Annotated in this window: 14 protein-coding genes; 9 read left to right on the forward strand and 5 right to left on the reverse strand. The window is 62.0% G+C overall.

Going from position 1 to position 21,271, the window contains the following annotated elements; genetic code table 11:
- Nucleotides 1–148 precede the first annotated feature (148 nt).
- A complete protein-coding gene (locus ACM6I6_RS00415) occupies nucleotides 149–1,204 on the reverse strand; it encodes a tetratricopeptide repeat protein (protein WP_274075810.1) in 1,056 nt (351 codons plus the stop codon).
- 147 nt (nucleotides 1,205–1,351) lie between these two features.
- Between ACM6I6_RS00415 and ACM6I6_RS00420 the strand changes: the two genes are divergently transcribed.
- Genes ACM6I6_RS00420 through ACM6I6_RS00430 form a run of 3 tightly spaced genes read left to right on the forward strand, consistent with a single transcriptional unit; the run spans nucleotide 1,352 to nucleotide 4,629 of the window.
- On the forward strand, nucleotides 1,352–3,487 hold the full coding sequence (locus ACM6I6_RS00420; RefSeq protein ID WP_414919219.1) for an FUSC family protein: 2,136 nt from the start codon (nucleotides 1,352–1,354) through the stop codon (nucleotides 3,485–3,487).
- Nucleotides 3,477–3,677, forward strand: a complete 201-nt coding sequence (locus ACM6I6_RS00425) for a DUF1656 domain-containing protein (RefSeq protein ID WP_274075808.1) — start codon at nucleotides 3,477–3,479, stop codon at nucleotides 3,675–3,677. The genes ACM6I6_RS00420 and ACM6I6_RS00425 overlap by 11 nt, the downstream gene beginning before the upstream one ends.
- 4 nt (nucleotides 3,678–3,681) lie before the next feature.
- Nucleotides 3,682–4,629: an efflux RND transporter periplasmic adaptor subunit gene (locus ACM6I6_RS00430; RefSeq protein ID WP_414919220.1), complete on the forward strand. Its 948-nt coding sequence runs from the start codon at nucleotides 3,682–3,684 to the stop codon at nucleotides 4,627–4,629.
- A 208-nt stretch (nucleotides 4,630–4,837) separates the two neighbouring features.
- Here ACM6I6_RS00430 and ACM6I6_RS00435 read toward each other — a convergent pair whose 3' ends face one another.
- From ACM6I6_RS00435 to ACM6I6_RS00450, 4 genes are all read right to left on the reverse strand, one after another.
- Nucleotides 4,838–6,259, reverse strand: coding sequence for a TolC family protein (locus ACM6I6_RS00435; protein ID WP_323607902.1), 1,422 nt, complete (start codon nucleotides 6,257–6,259; stop codon nucleotides 4,838–4,840).
- Nucleotides 6,259–9,438 (reverse strand): efflux RND transporter permease subunit, encoded by a 3,180-nt coding sequence (locus tag ACM6I6_RS00440; protein WP_323607903.1) that lies wholly within the window; start codon nucleotides 9,436–9,438, stop codon nucleotides 6,259–6,261. Before ACM6I6_RS00440 ends, ACM6I6_RS00435 begins: the two co-directional genes overlap by 1 nt.
- Before the next feature lie 15 nt (nucleotides 9,439–9,453).
- On the reverse strand, nucleotides 9,454–10,707 hold the full coding sequence (mexE, locus tag ACM6I6_RS00445; RefSeq protein ID WP_274075804.1) for a multidrug efflux RND transporter periplasmic adaptor subunit MexE: 1,254 nt from the start codon (nucleotides 10,705–10,707) through the stop codon (nucleotides 9,454–9,456).
- Nucleotides 10,708–11,045: 338 nt separating this feature from the next.
- Nucleotides 11,046–11,984 (reverse strand): LysR family transcriptional regulator, encoded by a 939-nt coding sequence (locus ACM6I6_RS00450; protein WP_323607904.1) that lies wholly within the window; start codon nucleotides 11,982–11,984, stop codon nucleotides 11,046–11,048.
- A gap of 125 nt (nucleotides 11,985–12,109) precedes the next feature.
- On the opposite strand from ACM6I6_RS00450, the gene ACM6I6_RS00455 reads away from it, so the two are divergent.
- From ACM6I6_RS00455 to ACM6I6_RS00480, 6 genes are all read left to right on the forward strand, one after another.
- Entirely contained in the window at nucleotides 12,110–13,861 is a 1,752-nt protein-coding gene (locus tag ACM6I6_RS00455; protein WP_323607905.1) for a DUF1302 domain-containing protein, read from the forward strand.
- A 28-nt stretch (nucleotides 13,862–13,889) separates the two neighbouring features.
- Nucleotides 13,890–15,251 (forward strand): DUF1329 domain-containing protein, encoded by a 1,362-nt coding sequence (locus ACM6I6_RS00460; protein ID WP_323607906.1) that lies wholly within the window; start codon nucleotides 13,890–13,892, stop codon nucleotides 15,249–15,251.
- Nucleotides 15,252–15,295: 44 nt separating this feature from the next.
- Complete coding sequence (locus ACM6I6_RS00465; RefSeq protein ID WP_323607907.1) at nucleotides 15,296–16,600, forward strand: MFS transporter; 1,305 nt, start codon at nucleotides 15,296–15,298, stop codon at nucleotides 16,598–16,600.
- A 45-nt stretch (nucleotides 16,601–16,645) separates the two neighbouring features.
- On the forward strand, nucleotides 16,646–17,824 hold the full coding sequence (locus ACM6I6_RS00470; RefSeq protein ID WP_323607908.1) for a M20 aminoacylase family protein: 1,179 nt from the start codon (nucleotides 16,646–16,648) through the stop codon (nucleotides 17,822–17,824).
- Nucleotides 17,825–17,885: 61 nt separating this feature from the next.
- Nucleotides 17,886–19,298, forward strand: a complete 1,413-nt coding sequence (locus ACM6I6_RS00475; RefSeq protein ID WP_323607909.1) for an amidase — start codon at nucleotides 17,886–17,888, stop codon at nucleotides 19,296–19,298.
- 49 nt (nucleotides 19,299–19,347) lie between these two features.
- Nucleotides 19,348–21,249, forward strand: coding sequence for an acyl-CoA synthetase (locus ACM6I6_RS00480; protein WP_414919221.1), 1,902 nt, complete (start codon nucleotides 19,348–19,350; stop codon nucleotides 21,247–21,249).
- Nucleotides 21,250–21,271: the final 22 nt, after the last annotated feature.

Consider the following 21,271-nt stretch of genomic DNA (forward strand, 5'->3'; position numbering starts at 1 on the left):
ACTTTTTGTAAGGAGAAGGCGTTGGGTGTTCGCAACCATTGTAGGAGCCGGCTTGCCGGCGAAGGCGATCTCAAGGACGCCTTCGCCGGCAAGCCGGGCTCCTACAGAAGCGCGCAGAAACATGGCATGGCGTTGTGTATTGGATCTTCTAGAGCCCTTGCTGCAACGCCGGATCATCCGGATTCATCTGTTCCAGCTGCGCCAACAATATCTGCACGTTCTGCAACTGCCCGCTTTCCTTCCAGTAATTGATCAGCAGCACCCGTGCCCGACGATCGTTCGGATGCCGCTGAACGATTTCCTGCAGCTGTTTCTGCGCCGCTTCCAGCTCCTGTTCGTCATGCAGCATCGTGGCCAGGTCGTAGCGGTAATCCCTGTTGTTCGGCTCCAGCTCCACCGCCTTGGACAAACCCAGCAGGGCGAACTCGTTTTGGCCGTGATGCAGCAACCACATCCCCAGCGCATGTTGCAGATAGGCCGAATCGGGTTGGGCCTTGAGTTGTTTGGCCAACAGTTGGCGGGCGGCGTCGACCTGGCCCAGTTTGTCCAGGACCTCGATCTGCATCACCAGTGCCGGCAGGTTGTCTGGCGCAAGGCGCAAGGTATGCTCAAGGGCCTGCTGGGCCTCCTTGAATTCGGCATTGTGCAGGTACAACCGGGCCAGCTGATATTGGTTGTCGGCGCTTTCCGGGGCGCTTTTCAGTACCTGTTGCCAGGCATCGATGGCCTGCTCCAGCGGGCCAAAATACAGGCCAAGATCATCGGGCGACAAGCCCAGCAGCGCATTGACGGCGGCGAAGCGCACGCTCTGCTCGCCGTCATCGAGCAACGGCCCCAGCAACAGGCTGCGTTGACCGCTGGGCACCAGCCCGCTGATGCTCCTGATCGCCGCGACACGGACCTGCGGCGCCTCATTCTGCAAGTCTGCATCCGCCAGTTTCAGCGCCACGGAACTGGGGTAGTTGGGCAGTTCGGCATGCAGCCAGACGCGCCGCTTGGGCGAAATGTCCGGGCGGGCCAATTGCTGGTAGAGCACCCGCGCGGCCCCCGGTTGGCCATTGCGGGCCGCCGTCAGCGCTTCGCTGTAGCCGCGCTTGATCGCTTCGGGCACCACCGGGGCGCTGCTGCGCAGGAACATCCAGGCAAGGCCGACGGCAAACAGGACACAGAGGCTGATGAGCAGATAGCGGCGGGACTGGGGCATGCAAAATCCGGAAGCTGGCAGGCTTGGGCAAAGCTGTCAGCTTCGGTCAGGCACGGCCTGGAGTCAAACCCTGACTGCGATACTCAAACCTGTCGAGACTGCGCCGCAGTGACTACGCTTGCTGGATTGGACTGGACAGGCGTGCCCATGCAAGCGCTGTTGTTATACTTCAAGGCAATGCTCAACCCCGGGCGCGGCGTGCTGCTGTTCGCCCTGCGCACCATCGCGGCCGGGCTGTTGACCCTGTACCTGGCGTTCGTATTCGATCTCGAGCAGCCCAAGTGGTCGATCATGGCCGTGGTCATCATCAGCCAACCCTTGGCCGGCATGGTGCTGGCGCGCAGTTTCGGCCAGGTCATCGGCACCACCCTGGGGGCGGCGGTGGCCGTGGTGATCATGGCGATCTTCCCCCAGGCGCCGCTGCCTTTCCTCATCACCTTGTCCCTGTGGCTGGCGCTGTGCACCGCCGGTGGCACCTTGTTGCGCTACACCAGCTCCCAGGCTTTTGTCCTCAGCGGCTACACGGCGGTGGTCGTGGGCCTGCTGGCGGTCCCCGACCAGGACGGCACCTTCATGCTCGCCGTTACCCGCGTGACCGAGACGCTGCTGGCGGTGGCCTGCGTCTGCGTCGTCAGCCTGCTGACCGCGCGCCCGGAGGCGGTGGCCAAGGAGTATTTCGACAGGATCGATCAGGTCATCAAGCTGCTGGCAACCCATGCCAGTGCCGTCATCCGCACCGAGGAAAGCGAGGCCGACTTCCACCGTCGGCAAATGCAGCTGCTGGGGCAAATCAGTGCGCTGGAGGGGGTACGCCGGCATCTGTATTACGACGCGCCGCGACTGCGCAGCGCCGACGACCTGGTGCAATTGCTCGGCAACCAACTGTTGCTGCTGACCGCCCGACTCACCGCCTTGCGCCACCAGCGCGAGTTGCTGCTGGAGCGCTGGGAAGGCGAGATCCCGAGCGAAATACAGCATTTGCTCGGCGAAGAACTGGTGTTCCTCGATGAACTGGCCCGCCAGGGACGTGCGCTGCCGGCTGAGCAGCGGCGCCAGTTTGCAGCGTTGCAGCAGCGTTTCGATGCGCTGGCCTACCGCTCCGAGCAACTGACCGAGCCTTTGAAGGCGACCTTGCGCTCACTGTCCTGGTCATTGCGTTGGGAACAGGCGCGAATGCTCGAGCAGCTGGAAACGATTCTGGAGCTAAGCGACGTGATCCAGAGCGGACGCAAGGCCAGCAGCGTGTTTCGCGGCCAGGCCAATCCGCTGCACCTGGATTTCACCCTGGCGACGATGAATGCCATCCGCGCCTGGTGCGCCCTGATGGTCGCCGGCCTGATCTGGATCGAAACCGGTTGGGACGGGGCGCGGGGCGGGATGGTGGTGACGGGGATCCTGTGCTCGCTAATGGCGACGTTTCCCCGGCCGTTGCTGGCTGTGCAGAGCTATGCCCGGGGGCTGGGCCTGGCGCTGGTGGTGTCGTCGGTGCTGCAGTTCGCGCTGGTGCCGATGATCAGCAGTTTCGAACTGCTGGCCCTGCTGCTGGTGCCGTTGCTCTATGCCGTCGCGGTGGGGTTGTCCAGCCCGCCGACCACGGGCACGGGGATTGGCCTGGGGTTGACGACTTTCCTGTTGCTGGGCCCGGCAAACACCGGTCTGGGGCAAAACACCGCGATCCAGTGGTTCGAGTTTGCCGGTGCCTACACCTGCGCCGCCGCGCTGGCATTGAGTGTGTATGCCTTGATCTTTCCGTTCCGGCCGGTCCTGCGCCTGCGCCGGTTGCATCAGGAGAATTGCGAGCAGGTCTACGCGTTGTTGAAATCCCCGCCCACCGATAAAAACCAGTTCGCCTTCGAAAGCCGCATCGTCGACCGCCTGACCACGATGCTCGGCCTGCTGCCGGCCATCCAGGACAAGCCAACAAAGGACCTGTTCGAAGTCAGTCTCGGTTGCATGGCGTTGGGCATCGCCTTGAACCAGCTCCGGCAGCAGGGGCAGGGCAACGCGCTGCTGAGTCCCGAGACGCAGGGTCGACTGTCCGCCACCGTGCGCGAAACCGGTCGGCTGGTCGCCGGGCGGCCCGGCATCGAAGTCGATCGCGTGCTCGACAGCCTGCACGGCCTGGGCGATGAACTGGACGCGCTGCACTGCAGTGTCCATGAACAGCTGTGGTCAGTGTTTCGCATGCGCGTGGCGCTGTTGATCGTGGTGTCGTTCCTGGAACGCCACCGTGCTCACTTCGAGCCCGAACCCTCGCCAGGAGTACCTGAACTTGCCCATTGATGTGGAAATAGGCGGTGTCTACCTGCCGCCGATCGCCCAGGCGCTATTGCTGGGGCTGCCGATTTTCCTGGTGCTGGATTGGCTGCTGCGGCGCCTCGGTGTGTTGCAGTTCGTCTGGCATGAAGCCTTGTTCGAAGGCGCGTTGTACGCCTGCGTGTGCGCGACGCTGATCCTGGTGATGGGAGCCTGATGCCGTGAAGAAGATCCTTGCCCATCTCACCACGCTGGCGGTGGTACTGCTGGCCTTCGTGCTCGGCTGGTTTGCCTGGGAGCATTACACCCGCGCCCCCTGGACCCGCGACGCACGGGTGCGGGCTGATGTGGTGACCCTGTCCGCCGATGTCGCCGGACGCATCGTCAAACTTGCCGTGCACGATAACCAGCATGTGGAGAAGGGCCAGTTGCTGCTGGAAATCGATCCCTCGCGTTATGCCCTGGCGGTGGAACACGGCAAGCGCGCGGTGGAAGTGTCGAAGGCCTCGTTGGGGCAGTCGCAGGCGACCATTGTCGCCAGCCAGGCGTTGCTCAGGCAGCGGCAAAGCGAGGAGCGTCGCCGGCGGACGCTCAAGGAGCGTTCGGCGATCTCCGGCGAAGAGTGGGAAAAAGCCAGTACCGATGTGGCGGTGGCCGAGGCTGATCTGCTGCGCAACCAGGCCAACCTGGGGTTTGCCCAGGCCAATGTGCAACTGGCGAGCGCCGCATTGGCCGAAGCCGAACACGACCTGGAACGCACCCGGGTCGAATCGCCCATCAGCGGCTACGTCACCAACCTGCTGACCCGCCAGGGCGACTACGCCACCGCAGGCGGTCCCTTGGTGGCACTGGTAGACAGCGATTCGTTTTATGTCAGCGGCTACTTCGAAGAAACCAAGCTGCCGCGCATCGAGGAGGGTGATCGGGTCGACATCGAGTTGATGAGCGGCGAACGTTTCGGTGGCACCGTGCAAAGCATCGCCTTCGCCATCGCCGACCGGGAAAACCTGCCGGGTGGACGCTTGCTGGCGAACATCAACCCCAGCTACACCTGGGTCAAGCTGGCGCAACGGGTGCCGGTAAGGATCAGGATCGATGATGACTATGCCGGTAAAGCGAAATTACGGGCGGGAACAACAGCGACCGTCACCGTCCAGGAAAAACACTAACCCTGTAGGAGCTGGCTTGCCAGCGAATGCGGTGGTTCAGTCACCTCAATGGTGAATGTGCCTCCGTCTTCGCTGGCAAGCCAGCTCCTACAGGGGGTGTTGTGGATTCAATACCGCGCACGCAAAAAAAGCCCCGCGACCGAATGAGACGCGGGGCCAAAAAATTGGTTGGTTGCGGCCAACCAAAGGAGCTCTGTAGAAAATCGTGTTACTTGCTGGCGACCGTCTCCGGCTGCCAGCCGCCACCAAGGGCCTTGTAGATCGCGACAATGCCGCGGTACAGGTCGACTTCAGCCTGGGCCTGGGTGTCTTCCGCGGCCAGGCGCTCACGCTGGGCATCGAGCAGCACGAGGAAGTCGGCGGTGCCTTCGCGGTAGCGGATCTCGGCGAGGTCGGCAGCCGAGCGGCTCGATTCGCTTTGACGGATCAGCGAAATCAGCCGCTGCTGACGTTTACCGTAATCGCTGAAGGCGTTTTCCGACTCTTCCAGTGCCAGCAATACCTGCTGCTCGTAAGTGGCGAGAGCGCCTTCGGCATCGGCATCGGCGCCGCGCAAACGGGCGCGCACGCTGCCCAGATCAAAGGCCGCCCAGGTGATGCTCGGGCCCAGTGCCCAGGCATTGGCCGCCGAGGAACCGATCTGCGAGCCGCGCCCGGCGGTAAAACCAAGGAAGCCACTGAGGCTGACGCGCGGGAACAGATCCGCCTTGGCCACACCGATCCGTGCCGTGGCCGATGCGAGTTGGCGTTCGGCACTGCGAATGTCCGGACGGCGTTGCAGCAGCTCGCCCGGATCTCCGATCGGCAGGGCCTTGGCAATGGCCGGCAAGTCCTTCGGACGCAAGTCGACCGTGAGCTTGTCCGGACGCTCACCCAGCAGGGTCGCGATGCGGTTTTTCTGCCGCACCTGCTCGGCCTGCAATTGCGGCACGCTGGCTTCGACCGAGGCCAGGCGTGCGTCGGCGCGTTCCACGTCGAGCTGATCGCCGACGCCGGCATCGCGCAGGCTGATGGTGATCTTGCGCGACTCCTGCTGGTTCTGCAGGTTGGCCAGGGCGATTTTCTCACGCAGCTGCGCACCCCGCAGTTGGCCGTAGGCATCGACCAATTCGGCAATCATGGTCACTTGCAGTTGGTACAGGTCGGCTTCGAACGCCTGTTGCTCGGCGTTGGCCGATTCCAGGTTGCGCTGGATGCGGCCGAACAGGTCGATCTCCCAGGCCATGTCCAGGCCCAGGTCGTAGCGCTCCTGATTGACCCGGTCGGTGGTTTCGCCCGGAATCTGCCCTTTGCCAATGTCACTGCTGACGCGGCTGGTGATGGTCGGCATGGCGTCATTGCTGACGTCATCGCGAATCGCCCGTGCCGCTTTCCAGCGGGCAAACGCGACGCGCAAGTCGCGGTTGCCTTTCAGGGATTCGGTCACCAACTGGTTGAGCGTCGGGTCTTCGAACTGCTGCCACCAGATACCTTCGAATCGCGAGCGGTCGAAGTTCTTCTGCCCGGCAGCGCCGTCAGTGGCCGTGGTGATGTGGGCCGGTTCAGTGGCTGGGGTCTGGTAGTCCGGGCCCACGGCACAGGCGCTCAGCGCCAATGCCAGCAGGCTCGGCAGGAAAGCTTTCAAACTCATCAGTGCGACTCCAGCTTCAAGTTGGCCTTGGCTGCTTTGCGCGCTTGGCCGCGTTCGACAAAGTTGCGAATCAGTACGTAGAACACCGGCGTCAGCAACAGACCGAAGAAGGTCACCCCGAGCATCCCGGAGAACACCGCCACACCCATGGCGTGACGCATCTCGGCACCGGCACCGCTGGAGAACACCAGGGGCACCACACCCATGATGAACGCGAAGGAAGTCATCAGGATCGGCCGCAGACGCAGGCGGCAGGCTTCCAGGACCGCGGCCAGCGGGTTCATGCCTTCTAGCTGTTTGTCCTTGGCGAACTCGACGATCAGGATCGCGTTCTTACACGCAAGCCCCACCAGTACGATCAAGCCGATCTGGGTGAAGATGTTGTTGTCGCCGCCCGAAGCAATCACCCCGGTAATGGCCGACAGCAGGGTCATCGGCACGATCAGGATCACCGCCAGTGGCAGGCTCCAGCTTTCGTACTGCGCCGCGAGCACCAGGAACGCCAACAGTACGCAGAGCGGGAACACGAACAGCGCGGTGTTGCCGGACAGGATCTGCTGGTAGGTCAGGTCGGTCCATTCGTAGGTCATGCCGTTAGGCAGTTCTTCCTTGAGCAGTTTCTCGATGGCTTTTTCCGCCTGGCCGGAGCTGTAGCCGGGGGCTGCGGCACCGTTGATTTCCGCGGTGACGAAACCGTTGTAATGGGAGACGCGATCCGGGCCCGAGGTGTCGCTGACCTTGATGAAGGTCGCCAACGGGATCATCTCGCCCTTGTTGTTGCGCACTTTCAACTGGCCGATCTGGTCGGACTCGAGACGGAACTGCTGCTCAGCCTGGACGTTGACCTGATAGGTGCGGCCGAAGCGGTTGAAGTCGTTGGCATACAGCGAACCCAGGTAGATCTGCAGGGTGTCGAAGATGTCGCTGACGGCCACGCCGTGGGTCTTGGCTTTTTCCCGGTCGATGGCGGCATCGACCTGCGGCACGTTCACCGTGTAGCTGGTGAACAGGCCCGCCAGTTCCGGAACACTGTGGCTCTTGGCGATGATGTTCATGGTTTCCTTGTACAGCTCTTCGTAGCCCAGGTTGCCCCGGTCTTCGATCTGCAGGCGGAAACCACCGATGGTGCCCAGGCCTTGTACCGGCGGCGGCGGGAAGATCGCCATGTAGGCTTCCTGGATGTCCGCGTACTGGCCGTTCAAGGCACCGGCAATCGCACCGGCGGACATGCTCGGGTCTTTACGCTCATCGAACGGTTTCAAGGTCACGAACACGATGCCGGCGTTCGGGCTGTTGGTGAAACCGTTGATCGACAGGCCAGGGAAGGCCACCGCGCTTTCCACGCCTGGCTGTTTCAGGGCCAGGTCGGACATGCGCTTGATCACGTCTTCGGTGCGGTCCAGGCTCGAGGCATCCGGCAGTTGCGCGAAGGCCACCAGGTATTGCTTGTCCTGGCCGGGTACGAAACCGGTCGGGGTGCTGGAGAAACCGAAGAAGGTCAGCACCATCAGGCCGGCGTACAGCAACAGGGCGATGCCGCTCGAGCGGATAACCCGGGCAACGGTGCCGACATAACCATGGCTGGCCTTTTCAAAGAAGCGGTTGAACGGACGGAACAACCAGCCGCCAAACAGTTTGTCCAGCACCTTGGAGAAACGGTCTTTGGGTGCGTCATGACCTTTGAGCAACACGGCAGCCAGGGCCGGCGACAGGGTCAGGGAGTTGAAGGCCGAGATCACCGTCGAAATGGCAATGGTCAGGGCGAACTGCTTGTAGAACTGCCCGGTGAGGCCGGAGATGAACGCGGCCGGTACAAATACCGCACAGAGCACCAGCGCCGTGGCAATGATCGGGCCGGTCACCTCACGCATGGCGCGCTTGGTGGCTTCAACCGGTGTGAGTCCAAGTTCGATGTTGCGCTCGACGTTCTCCACCACCACGATCGCATCATCCACCACGATACCGATCGCCAGTACCAGGCCGAACAGCGACAGGGCGTTCAACGAGAAGCCGAACAGATGCATCACGGCAAAGGTACCGATCAGCGAGACCGGCACCGCCACCAACGGAATGATCGAGGCGCGCCAGGTCTGCAGGAACAGGATCACGACCAGGACCACCAGGATCAGCGCTTCGAACAGGGTGTGAACCACCGCCTCGATGGAGCCGCGCACGAAGATGGTCGGGTCGTAGACGATGCTGAAGTCCATGCCTTCGGGGAAGCCCTTTTTCAGTTCGGCCATTTTCGCCCGGACTTCATTGGAGATCTCGATGGCGTTGGAGCCAGGGCGCTGGAAGATCGGGATCGCCACCGCCGGCTGGTTGTTCAGCAGGGAACGCAAGGCGTACTGGCTGGAACCCAGCTCGACGCGGGCGATGTCCTTGAGGCGAGTGATTTCACCGTTTTCGCCAGAGCGAATGATGATGTTCTCGAACTCTTCCTCTGATACCAGACGGCCCTGGGTGTTGACCGACAACTGGAAGCTTTGCGCATTCGGGGCAGGGGGCGCGCCCAGTGCACCCGCGGCCACTTGACGGTTCTGCTCACGAATGGCGGTTACAACATCAGTTGCAGTCAGGTTGCGCGAAGCGGTCTTGTTCGGATCGAGCCAGACACGCAGCGAATAGTCGCCCATGCCGAACAGCTGCACATCACCGACACCGCCCAGGCGCGCCAGCTCGTCCTTGATGTTGAGGATCGCGTAGTTGGACAGGTACAGCATGTCGTAGCGTTTGTCCGGCGAGGTCAAGTGCACCACCATCGTCAGGTCGGGCGACGCCTTGTCCACGGTGATACCGATGCGCGTCACTTCCTCGGGAAGTTTCGGCTCGGTGCGGGTCACGCGGTTCTGCACCTGTACCTGAGCGTTGTCCAGGTCCGTGCCCAACGCGAAGGTGATGGTCAGGGTGATCTTGCCGTCGGCGGTCGACTGCGAGGACATGTACAGCATGTTCTCGACGCCGGTGATCGCCTGCTCCAGGGGAGCGGCTACGGTTTCACCGATGACTTTCGGGTTGGCACCCGGGAAGTTGGCGCGCACGACAACGGTCGGCGGTACCACTTCCGGGTATTCGCTGATCGGCAATTGGAACAGCGAGATGGCACCGGCGATCAGGATCAGCAATGACAGCACCGCTGCGAAGATCGGCCGTGAAATGAAGAATTGGGAAAAATTCATCGGAGTCGTTATCCCTTAACCGCGTGGAGTCGCGGCAGCCACTTTCACAACCGTACCCGGTGCGACCTTGGCAGGCGCGACTTGGGGCAGGTTGCTGGCTTCCAGCGCTTGTCGTTGTTGGGCCAGGGCCGCGAGGGTTTGCTCCGTGGCCATCGGGATCACTTCAGGGGTGACTGGCGAGCCCGGGCGTACCCGCTGCAGACCCTTGACGATGATGGTGTCGTCCTTGTTCAGGCCGTTGCGCACGATGCGCAGGCCTTCGATTTTCGGACCCAGCTCCACGGCGCGATAAGCCGTCTTGTTGTCGGCATCCATCACCAGCACGAATTTCTTGCCCAGGTCCGTACCCACCGCCTCATCGTTGATCAACATGGCGTTGTAGGTACCGCTGCCCACCAGTTTCAGGCGCGCGTAAAGGCCCGGGGTGTAGCTGCCGTCGCTGTTGTCGAACACGGCGCGACCGCGGATGGTGCCGGTTTTCGGGTTGACCTGGTTGTCGACGAAGTTCATCACACCCTGGTGCGGGTTGCCGTCTTCGTTGGACAGGCCCATGTACACCGGGGTGGTGGCGCCGCGTTTGCCCTGGCGGGCGAGCTGGGTGTACTTGAGGAACACACGCTCGTCGGCATCGAAGTAGGCGTAGACCTTGTCGGTGGAGACCACACTGGTCAGCGGGGTGGTATCGGCAGTCACCAGGTTGCCGGCGGTGATTTCCGCACGGCTGACTCGACCGCTGATGGGCGCGGTGACACGGGTGAAGCTCAGGTTCAGTTTGGCCAGGTCGAGCTGTGCTTGCAGGGCACCAACGGCGGCGCGGGCTTCCTGGGCAGCGCTGGTGCGCGAGTCGGCCAGTTCGGCAGAAATCGCATTGCTGGTGCGCAGGCGTTCGCCACGCTGGGCTTCGTTTTCGCTGCGGGTGGCGTTGGCGCGGGACTGGGCGACCAGCGCTTCGAGGCGACGGACCTCAGCCTGGAACGGACGCGGGTCGATCTGGAACAGCAGGTCGCCTTTCTTGACCAGGGCGCCTTCAGTGAAGGCCACTTCATCGATCTGGCCCGAGACCCGTGGACGAATCTCCACGGTTTCCGGTGCTTCGAGGCGTCCGGTGAATTCGTCCCACTCGTTGACCGGTTGCTCCAGCACCTTGGCCACGCTGACCTTGGCTGCGGGCAGGCTGGCGGCAGTCTCTGGCGCCTTGCCGCAGGCGCTCATCACCACGACGGCCAACAGGGCCAACGGCAAGCGCAAATGTTTGAATGACTGTTCCATGGATGCATCCGCCAATGTATTAAGATTGGCGAATGATGCTCGGCAGGGTGGTATCGCACGAATCGAATGGGGCGAAGGTAACTATCATTCGGAATGATAGGAGAGGCCTGGGCAGCTCTCTAGCCTGCGCCTTGCGTCAGGAGGCAATCAACCCGGTTGATGGAAATTGTGTGTTTCCGGATTCGCAATGGTCCCCTGTACCAATCCCCTCACGACTGTACCCGATCTACTGTAGGAGCGAGCTTGCTCGCGATGGAGGTCAACGATGACGCGGGTCGCCTGACCCCCCGCGGTGATCTCAGGTTTTTCGCGAGCAATCGAGCGTCGACCGGCTGCTCCTACACGGAGCTCAATCTATGGGCATCCTCAACAATCAGATCGACCGCCAATTGAGCGATGGGCGCAAGCGTTCGCCCCGCATGGCACACCACGGCGTTCCTGATCGTCAGCAAATCCGCCGGCCAGCCCGGCTGTATGAAAGGCATCAGGTCCACCAGGCGGCCGTCGCGCAGGTCCTTGTCGAGCCAGGAGCGCCAGGTCATCAGCAGCGAATCACTGGTGAGTGTGGTTTCGCGCAGCAGATCCAGATCGTTTGAGCTGAGTGTCCAGGGCAGCAGGGTGCCTGGCTCCAGGTCGAACAAGGCGTACACCGATGCCTCGGTGGAGGCGACGACACCGCTCCACGGATACTCCAGGATCTGTGCACGTGAAACCGGTTGGCGCTGTTGCGCCAAGGGGTGGTCGCGACGGCAGAAGATCGACGCCGGTTGCGGCGGCAGATGAGTAATGGACAAGCGCGGATCAAACTCCTGATCAGCCCTTAAGGTTGCCACCACAAACTCCAGCCGATTGGTTTCCAGCTGATGGGACAGATGCTCCCAGAAGTTGACCTGGACGTTCAACACCAGCCGGGGGATTTCCTGCCTTAGCTTGACCAGCACGCTGGTCGTGTTGAGGTTGGCGGCCATGGGGGTCACGCCAAAACTCAACTCCCCACCTTCCGCGCCGGACAGGTCATTGGCCTGCGCCAACATCTTACTGGCACAACTGAGCAGCTCATGAGCCCGCCCGATCAGTTGCTGTCCCGCAGTGGTGAGCCGCACCGTGCGCGTATCCCGATCGAACAACCGAACCCCCAGATCCGCCTCCAGCGACTGAATGCTGCGGCTGAAGGCAGTCTGTGACAAGTGCGCTCGCGCGGCCGCCCGGGAGAAGTGCAGTTCTTCACTCAGGTAGACCAGATGGCGAACCCGTTTCAAATCGATTGAGTCGTTCATTGCATAAATAGCCGCTCACCTTTGCATTGGACACTCTTATCACGCTGCCAGAAGATTCACCAGCGCCAACATCGCCCGGCAGGCGACAGGCACTGCCAGTAATAATAAAAACGATGGGAAAGCTTATGGCAGACCAGTTCCAGTTCGATCGGCTTCAGTCTTTGACCTTGACCACGCTCCTTGCGGTCGGTGTTTGCACCCAGGCCCAGGCCGTCGCTTTCAACGTCGGCGAAGTCCAGGGGCATTTCGATTCTTCGTTATCCATCGGCACCAGTTGGGCGCTGCGCAATGCAGACCCGAGTTTCGTCGGTACCTGGAATGGCGGTCACGCCTCCAGCCAAAGTGCTGACGATGGCCGCATGAACTTTCGCAAGGGTGAAACCTTTTCGAAGATCTTCAAGGGTGTGCACGACCTGCAACTCAGCTATGGCGAAACCGGTGTGTTCCTGCGGGGCAAGTACTGGTACGACTTCGAACTCAAGGATGAAACCCGGCGTTACCTGCAGATCAGCGACGACAATCGCAAAGAAGCGGCCAAGTCGTCCGGCGCGCAAGTGCTCGACGCCTTCGTCTACCACAACTACTTCATTGCCGATCAGCCGGGGAATGCGCGGTTGGGCAAGCAAGTGGTCAGTTGGGGGGAGAGCACCTTCATCGGCAACGGCATCAACGTGATCAACCCCACGGATGTCGCCGCGTTTCGCCGGCCGGGCGCGGAGATCAAAGAGGGGCTGATCCCCGTCAACATGGTGTATGTGTCTCAGGGCCTGGGCGAGAGCCTGTCTGCCGAGGTTTTCTATCAACTGGAGTGGGATCAGACGGTTGTCGACAACTGCGGCACGTTCTTCGGCTCGGACGTGCTGGCAGACGGCTGTGACACCCGCATGGGCTTTTCGCCACCCTCGGACCCCAACGGCCAGTACCACTTCACCCGCCGCAGTGATCGTGACGCTCGTGACAGCGGCCAGTTCGGTATTGCCCTGCGCTGGCAAGTCGAGGCGCTGGACAACACCGAGTTCGGCGCCTATGCGCTGAACTATCACAGCCGCGCGCCTTACATGGGTGGCAAGGTGGGGGTGAGCCCCTTTGCCATCAAGCCGGGCACCCATGCGGCGACGGCTGAGTACTTTCTCGAGTACCCGGAGGATATCCGGCTTTACGGCCTGAGCTTTTCGACGACGGCAGGGGCGATCGCCGTGGCGGGCGAAATCAGCTACCGGCCCAACATGCCGTTGGCCCTCAACAGTAGCGATGTGACCATTTCTGCGCTCGCCGGCTCGATGGCGGCGGCCCTCGGCAGCCCGATTTTTACCAGCGGGTTCGCCCAGCCCCGGCCCGGCGAGGAATTCCACGGCTATGTGCGCAAGCCGGTGAGCCAGGCTCAAGTAACCGTCACACAATTTTTCGATCAGGTGTTGGCGGCCGAGCGGCTGACCCTGGTTTCCGAAGTTGGCTTCAACCATCTGGGCGATATCGACGGCAGCGCCCTGCGATTCGGACGCGACAGCATCTTTGGTAACGGCGAACTGCCCGATAACCGTAATTGCACGACCATCGCCAACCCGGTCAACCCGCAAAACTGCGACGACAAAGGTTTCTACACCGCCAATTCATGGGGCTACCGGGCCCGCGCCAATCTCGATTACCCGAATGTGTTCGCCGGGGTGAATCTCAAGCCCAGCGTGGCCTGGTCCCACGATGTGGACGGGTACGGACCCAACTTCAACGAGGGCAGCAAGGCCGTCAGCGTGGGACTCGATGCCGACCTCAGGAATACCTACAGCGCGAGCCTCTCGTACACCGATTTTTTCGATGGCACCTACAACACTTCGACGGATCGCGACTTCGTTGCGCTCAGCGTCGGCGTGAGCTTTTGAACCCGCAATCAGAACAGGGAAGCAAGTGATGAGATTTTCGAACTCGGTTTTTCATGGCGGTGCGTTCACCTTACTGTTCAGTACCTGCGCGTTGGCGGCGGTCCCGCCCGAGGAAGCCGCCAAGCTGGGCACCACATTGACCCCGATAGGGGCCGAGCGGGGCGCCAATGCCGATGGCTCGATACCAGCCTGGGCTGGGGGATTGCCGAAAAACGCCGCGGCCATCGACAGTAAAGGCTTCCTGGCTGATCCCTTCGCCAACGAGCGTCCGTTATTCACCATTACCGCGCAGAGCGCTGACCAGTACAAAAACCGCTTGTCCCCAGGCCAACTGGCCATGTTCAAGCGCTACCCCGAATACACGATGAACGTGTATCCCACCCACCGTAGCGCCAACGTGCCGCCGGGCATCGTCGAGGCCGCGCAAAAAAATGCCCTGAATACCCGCTTGGTCGCCGGCGGCAATGGCCTGGAGAACTTCACCAAGGCGTTTCCATTCCCCATTCCCAAGGACGGCCTTGAAGTGATCTGGAATCACCTCGCTCGCTATCGTGGCGACAGCATGAAGCGCCAGATGGTGCAGATTGTCCCGGACGTCAGGGGTGTCGGGACACCGGTGACCTTCGACCATCAATACGTACTGCGTGAAAGCCTGGCCGATTACGACCCGTCCCAAGCGAGCAATGTGCTGTTCTACAACAAGCAGACGGTGACCGCCCCGGCGCGCCTTGCGGGTAACGTCGAACTGGTCCACGAGACCCTCGATCAGGTCAGGGAACCTCGCCAAGCCTGGATCTACAACGCCGGGCAACGCCGTGTACGCCGGGCACCGCAGGTGGCCTATGACGGGCCGGCCGCCAGCACCGATGGCCAGCGCGTGGTGGACAACTACGACATGTTCAACGGTGCCCCGGACCGCTACGACTGGCAATTGGTGGGCAAACAGGAGCTGTTCATTCCCTACAACAGCTACAAGCTCGACGCTCCCACGCTCAAATACGCCGACATCACCAAAGCCGGCCATATCGATCAGGCGCTGGCGCGTTATGAGCTTCACCGCGTATGGCATGTGGTCGCGACGTTGAAACCGGGCCAGCGCCACGTGTACGCCAAGCGCGACTTCTACATCGACGAAGACTCGTGGCAGGCCGCCGTCATCGATCACTACGACGGGCGCAACACCCTGTGGCGCGTCGCCGAAGCCCATCAGCAGTCCTACTACAACCACCAGGTGCCGTTCTACACCGCCGAGACCTTGAATGACATGGTCAGCGGCAGGTACCTGGTGTTGGGCCTGAAAAATGAAGAGAAGAGCAGCTTCCAGTTTGACGTCAAGGCGGTGGAGGCCGAGTTCACCCCGAATGCCTTGCGCCAGGCCGGGGTGCGTTGAGCCTGCGTGTTTTTTGTCACTCGCCACTTTTTTGGGACGTATTCATGAAAAGCACATCGGCTCCTTCCTCGTCGTTTGATTACGCACCCGCAGACCTTGCCGCACCGCCTAGCGGCAAGATGCGCCGTGTGGTGGTGGCTTCGTCACTGGGCAACGGCCTGGAGATCTACGACTTCACCGTCTACAGTTTTTTCGCCGTGATCATCGGCCAGCTGTTTTTCCCGGCCAACTCGACCCTGGCATCCTTGATGATGTCGCTGGTGACGTTCGCCCTGGGATTTCTGGTCAGGCCCCTGGGAGCGGTAGTGATCGGGCGCTTTGCCGACCGCTACGGACGTAAGCAAGCCTTGTCCCTGACCATCAGCCTGATGACCGTTGGCACAGGCATCATCGCGTTTGCGCCGACGTATTCCAGCATCGGGATCTTCGCCACTTTGTTGCTGGTGTTGGGGCGCTTGCTGCAGGGCTTTTCCGCCGGCGGTGAAGTGGGGGCGGCGTCGGCTTTTCTCATGGAGTCCGGGCGCACTGACAATCGCTGCTTCATGGTCAGTTGGCAGGGGGCCAGTCAAGGAGCCGCTGCCTTGCTGGGTGCACTGACCGGGCTGGTGCTGACCACTGTCCTGTCCCAGGAGGCGCTGCACAGCTGGGGCTGGCGAGTGCCGTTCATCATCGGTTTGCTGATCGGCCCAGTGGGTTGGTACATCCGCAAGCACCTGGATGAAACCCACGAGAAGATCGACCACCCACAGCCATTTCGCGACTTCGTGAAAACCCATGCCAGGACGTTGGGGCTGGGCATGTTGCTGATGGCAAGTTCCACGGTAACCTCCTACGTGGTGGTGTTCTACATGCCGACGTACCTGACCCGGACCTTGCACTACCCCGGCAATTTCGCCTACGCGTTGGTGGCCTTGGCCTGTGTGCTGCTGGCCGTCATTCCGCCCCTGGCGTCGCGCTTCGCCGATCGCCTGCTGCGGCGCAAGCCGTTGTTGTACTGGTTGGGCGGCTTGCAACTGGTGTTCGCCTATCCGGCCTTCATGTTGCTCGACCAGCAAAACACCCTGCTGTGCCTGCTTGCCGTGGTGCTGCTGATTGCGCCAATGGCCGCCGGTGGCGGTGCAGGCCTGGCGCTGATGATGGAAGCCTTTCCCCGAGATGAGCGAGTCACGGGCCTGTCGATCGTCTACAGCTTCGGCGTGACCTTGTTCGGCGGATTTTCTCCGTTGATCGTGACCTGGCTGATTGCTGTGACGGGCAGCGCGCTCGTCCCTGCCTGGTATCTGTGCGCCGCCATCGTGTTGAGTGGTGTAGCGCTGTGGTTCTACCCCGAACACCCCGGGCGTGCCTGAGCACGCCGTTTCTTCTGCCCTGAATCCAAGAACAAGGAATGCGCCATGAACCAAGCCCTTCTGCAAACCCGACTGCACGCCAGCACCGAACGTTTTGTCTCGATTCGCCGCGATATTCACGCCCAGCCTGAACTCGGGCAAAACACCCGCGACACTGCCGCGCTGGTGGCGGGCCTCCTTGAAGACTGGGGTTACGAGGTGCATACCCACATCGGCGGCAGTGGTGTGGTAGGGGTGCTGCGCCGAGGCAACGGCACGAAAACCCTGGGCCTGCGGGCGGACATGGATGCCTTGCCGATCCTGGAAAGAAACGGACTGCCCTGGGCCAGCCGGCGCGAGGGCGTCATGCACGCCTGTGGCCACGATGGACATACCGCAACCCTGTTGGCCGCCGCCGAGCAACTGGCGTTGCACGCGCAGTTCGACGGCACCCTGAACCTGATTTTCCAGCCAGACGAAGAAGGCTTGACCGGGGCCAAGGCCATGATGGAAGACGGGCTCTTCCGCCGTTTTCCCTGTGATGCGGTGTATGCCTTTCACAACATGCCGGGGTTTCCCGTGGGGCAGGCGATCATCAAGAGCGGCGCCGTCATGGCTTCATCCGAGCGTGTTTGCATCACGCTCACCGGACGCGGCGGGCACGGGGCGATGCCGGAGCGCAGCATTGACCCGATTCCGGCGTTGGCCGGCATTATCAGCGCCCTGCAAACCGTGGTCTCGCGCAACATCGGGGTCAACGATTCGGCGGTCGTCAGTATTGGCCAGGTGCATGCCGGGACCGCAGTCAACATCATCCCGGAGACGGCCACGCTGGAGTTGAGCGTGCGCACGCTCGACCCCCAGTTGCGTGATTTCGTCGAGCAAAGGATTCGCACCCTGGTCGAATGCCAGGCCGCTTCGTTCGGTGTGACGGCGACGATCGATTACCAGTTGCTGGCGCCGGTCCTGGTGAACACGGTCACCGAGACACAACACCTGCTCAATGCGGCCCGGTCAGCGCTGGGCAGTGCCAATATCATGGACGCAGTCGGACTCAAGGCCATGGGCAGTGAAGACTTCGCCTGGATGCTGCACGAAGTGCCTGGCTGCTACTTCGGACTGGGCAACGGCACCGGTGAGTTCAATGGCTGCTCGGTGCATAACGATCATTATGACTTCAACGATGAGTTGATTCCGTTGGGGGCTGCCTGCTGGGTGGCGCTGGTCGAAGATTACCTGTCCTGACATCACTGACTGGCGAGGGCAGGGGGCTGTCCCCCTGCTGCGCAACACAAGGATCATTGCCATGACACAGGCTACTGCCATTGCGGACATGAGCGCCGTCGAGCTGCTCGCGCATTACCGTGCCAAACGACTGTCGCCGGTGGAGGTTGCCGAAGACACACTGGCCCGCATCGAGCGCTTCAATCCGCAGGTTAACGCGTATTGCTACACCGATCCGAAAGGCGCACTCGAGGCGGCACGCGGTGCCGAACAACGCTGGCTCAAGGGTGAGCCTTGCGGTGCCCTGGACGGTTTGCCCATTTCGATAAAGGAGTTGACGGCCACCTGTGGCATGCCCACCCGCAAAGCATCGTTGCTGATTGGCGAGGAAGGGCCGTGGGATGTCGACGCGCCCATCACCGGCTTTCTACGTGAAGCAGGCGCCGTCATCGTGGGCAAGACCACCAGCCCTGAGTTCGGCTGGAAAGGTGTGACCGACAGCCCGATCTACGGCATTACACGCAACCCCTGGGACACCCGCATGACCTCGGGTGGCTCTTCGGGTGGCGCGGCTGTCGCGGCCTCGCTCAATCTGGGTGTGTTGCACCAGGGCAGCGACGCAGGTGGCTCGATTCGCATACCCAGCAGTTTCACCGGCACCTTCGGCTTCAAGCCGACATTTGGCTATATTCCCCAGTGGCCGGCCAGCGCCACCACCCTGGTGTCCCACCTGGGACCCATGACCCGCACCGTAGAGGATGCGGTGCTGTTCCTGCAGACCGTCGCTCGTCCTGATCCGAGAGATGCCCTGTTGGGGGCTCCACGGCATACGCCATGGTTAGCGCAAAACACCGACCTGCGTGGCCTGCGCATCGCCTACAGTGCGGATTTCGGCTATGTGGACGTCGATCCACAGGTGGCGCGAGTGGTCGATCAGGCGGTTGAAAGGCTGGCGCAATTGGGCGCACAGGTCGAGGCGGTCGATCCAGGCTTCAGTAACCCGTTTGAACTGTTCAAGACGGTGGTCCATGCGGGTTCCGTCGGTTTGGCCGGGCAACTGAGCGAGGCCCAGAAGCACTTGCTCGACCCGGGCCTGCTGCGCTTTACCGAACAATGCCAACACACCACCCTGGCGCATTTCACCGCCGCCCAGCAAGCACGTGCCGAGCTGATGGCGCACATGAACGCCTTTCACGCCCGTTACGATCTGCTGGTGTGCCCGATGATGCCGATTACCGCATTCGAGGCCGGTCACGATGTACCGCCAGGCTCCGGGCTTGATGACTGGATGAAGTGGTCGCCCTTCAGCTATCCCTTCAACCTGACCCAGCAACCTGCCGCTTCAGTGCCCTGTGGGTTTTCCAGCGAAGGTTTGCCCATCGGGTTACAGGTGGTTGGCGCGCGGTTTAACGATGATCAGGTGCTGCGGGTATGCCGGGCCTTTGAGCAGGCGTTTCCAACCACGCATCCGCCGGCGCCAATAATCAGGAACTGACCTAAGCTGGCTGACACCCGCGGACCTTCATTGACGGAACGACAAGACCATGACCGCACCTGTATCTCTCGCCCGGCTGATTGATATCGAAGCCCTGGAACAACAACAGCCACTGGCACAGCGCGACCTGCCTTCCAGCACCTATGAACTGTTGCAACGTTCGGCACGCCGCTACGCCGAGCTGCCCGCCCTGAGCTTTTTGCCGACCGGCAGTATCGAGGACCAGCCCTGGACTATCAGTTACGCCGAGCTGTTCGCCAAGGTCACGCAAACCGCCAATGCCCTGCATCGCCTGGGTGTGCGTCCAGGCAAGGCGGTGTCCTTTCTGCTACCCAACCTGCCACACACCCACTTTGTCATCTGGGGTGGCGAAGCGGCCGGGATCGTCAATGCCATCAATCCGCTGCTGGAGCCGCAACACATCGCCGAACTGATCCGCGCTTCCAATACCACGGTGCTGGTCACCCTGGCGCCGTTCCCCGGTGCTGACCTGTGGCAGAAGGTCGCCACGTTGCGCGAGAGCCTGCCAGAGCTGGCGACTATCGTGACCGTCGATCTGGCGAACCTGCTGCCAGAGCCGCAACGCAGTGCCGTGAAGGCCCAGCGCCCGGCCATGCCGGAAGGTGTGCTGGACTTCGACGAACTGCTGGCTGCCTGCCCCGATGACCATCTGGAAAGCGCGCGAGTGATCCGCCCGGACGACATCGCCTCCTACTTCCACACGGGCGGCACCACGGGTACGCCGAAGCTGGCACCCCACAGCCATGCAAACGAGGTGGCGATGGCCGAGATCATTGGCCTGCACGGTCGCTATGTGCCCGATGACGTGCTGCTATGCGGGCTGCCGTTGTTTCATGTCAATGGGGTGATGGTCTCCGGGCTCGCCGTCTTTGCCTATGGCGCCCAAGTCTTGCTCGCCGGTCCGCAGGGCTATCGCAATCCGACCCTCATCAAGGATTTCTGGAAGCTGGTGGAGCGATACCGGGTCAGCAGTTTCAGCGGCGTCCCTACCATCTATGCGGCACTGGCCCAGATCCCCAACGACGGCATCGATGTCTCGAGCTTGCGCTTTGCCCTGTGCGGGGCGGCCCCCATGCCCGTGGAACTGATCCGTCAGTTCGAATCCCGCACGGGACTGAAAATCATCGAAGGCTACGGCTTGACTGAAGGCACCTGCGCCACAGCGTGCAACCCCAGCGACGGAGAGCGCCGGCCCGGCTCCATTGGCCTGCGCCTGCCGTATTGCCAGGTCAAGATCGTCGTGCTCGATGGTGACGGCCATTACCTGCGTGACGCCGCGACGGATGAGGCCGGCACCTTGTGCCTGCGCGGCCCTACGGTATTCAAGGGCTACCTGCAAGCGGACAAGAACCAGGGTCTGTGGCTCGACGGCGACTGGTTCAACACGGGCGATCTGGGGCGCATCGACCGCGATGGCTACATCTGGTTGACCGGTCGCAGCAAGGACTTGATCATCCGCGGCGGCCACAACATCGACCCGCAGGTGATCGAGGAAGCCCTGCATCACCACCCCTCGGTCGCGCTGGCCGCTGCGGTGGGCAAGCCTGACATCAAGGCCGGCGAACTGCCGGTGGTCTACGTCCAGCTCAAGGCCGGTGAGCAGGTGGGCGAAGCCGAGTTGATGGAGCACGCCATACAACACATTCACGAGCGTGCCGCGCTCCCCAAGAATATCTGGCTGATCGACCAGATCCCGTTGACGGCCGTGGGCAAGACCTTCAAGCCCGCCTTGCGCCTGGATGCGATCCGCCGGGTGTTCGAGGAGGAGGTCTGGCAGGTGGCAGCCGATGGCCAAGTGGAAGTGCTTAGTGATGATCGCCATGGGCAGCGGGTGGATATTCGAGTGCCCGGTCTGGATGCTGGGCGGCGCGAACAGCTGGAGCAACGGCTTGGAGGCTACTCCGTGCACTATGTGCTGCATTCGGCGTGAGCCATTCGGCAGGGTGAACCCA

This window comes from Pseudomonas sp. IT-P218 (assembly GCF_949767605.1).
Lineage (GTDB): Bacteria > Pseudomonadota > Gammaproteobacteria > Pseudomonadales > Pseudomonadaceae > Aquipseudomonas > Aquipseudomonas putida_AE.

What these genes read in the sequence shown, in the direction of transcription:
- ACM6I6_RS00450 (WP_323607904.1), bottom strand. Translation starts at nt 11,984, where the DNA reads ATGAACGACTCAATCGATTTGAAACGGGTTCGCCATCTGGTCTACCTG.
- ACM6I6_RS00440 (WP_323607903.1), bottom strand. Translation starts at nt 9,438, where the DNA reads ATGAATTTTTCCCAATTCTTCATTTCACGGCCGATCTTCGCAGCGGTG.
- ACM6I6_RS00460 (WP_323607906.1), top strand. Translation starts at nt 13,890, where the DNA reads ATGAGATTTTCGAACTCGGTTTTTCATGGCGGTGCGTTCACCTTACTG.
- ACM6I6_RS00415 (WP_274075810.1), bottom strand. Translation starts at nt 1,204, where the DNA reads ATGCCCCAGTCCCGCCGCTATCTGCTCATCAGCCTCTGTGTCCTGTTT.
- mexE (WP_274075804.1), bottom strand. Translation starts at nt 10,707, where the DNA reads ATGGAACAGTCATTCAAACATTTGCGCTTGCCGTTGGCCCTGTTGGCC.
- ACM6I6_RS00455 (WP_323607905.1), top strand. Translation starts at nt 12,110, where the DNA reads ATGGCAGACCAGTTCCAGTTCGATCGGCTTCAGTCTTTGACCTTGACC.
- ACM6I6_RS00470 (WP_323607908.1), top strand. Translation starts at nt 16,646, where the DNA reads ATGAACCAAGCCCTTCTGCAAACCCGACTGCACGCCAGCACCGAACGT.
- ACM6I6_RS00420 (WP_414919219.1), top strand. Translation starts at nt 1,352, where the DNA reads ATGCAAGCGCTGTTGTTATACTTCAAGGCAATGCTCAACCCCGGGCGC.
- ACM6I6_RS00480 (WP_414919221.1), top strand. Translation starts at nt 19,348, where the DNA reads ATGACCGCACCTGTATCTCTCGCCCGGCTGATTGATATCGAAGCCCTG.
- ACM6I6_RS00465 (WP_323607907.1), top strand. Translation starts at nt 15,296, where the DNA reads ATGAAAAGCACATCGGCTCCTTCCTCGTCGTTTGATTACGCACCCGCA.
- ACM6I6_RS00435 (WP_323607902.1), bottom strand. Translation starts at nt 6,259, where the DNA reads ATGAGTTTGAAAGCTTTCCTGCCGAGCCTGCTGGCATTGGCGCTGAGC.
- ACM6I6_RS00475 (WP_323607909.1), top strand. Translation starts at nt 17,886, where the DNA reads ATGACACAGGCTACTGCCATTGCGGACATGAGCGCCGTCGAGCTGCTC.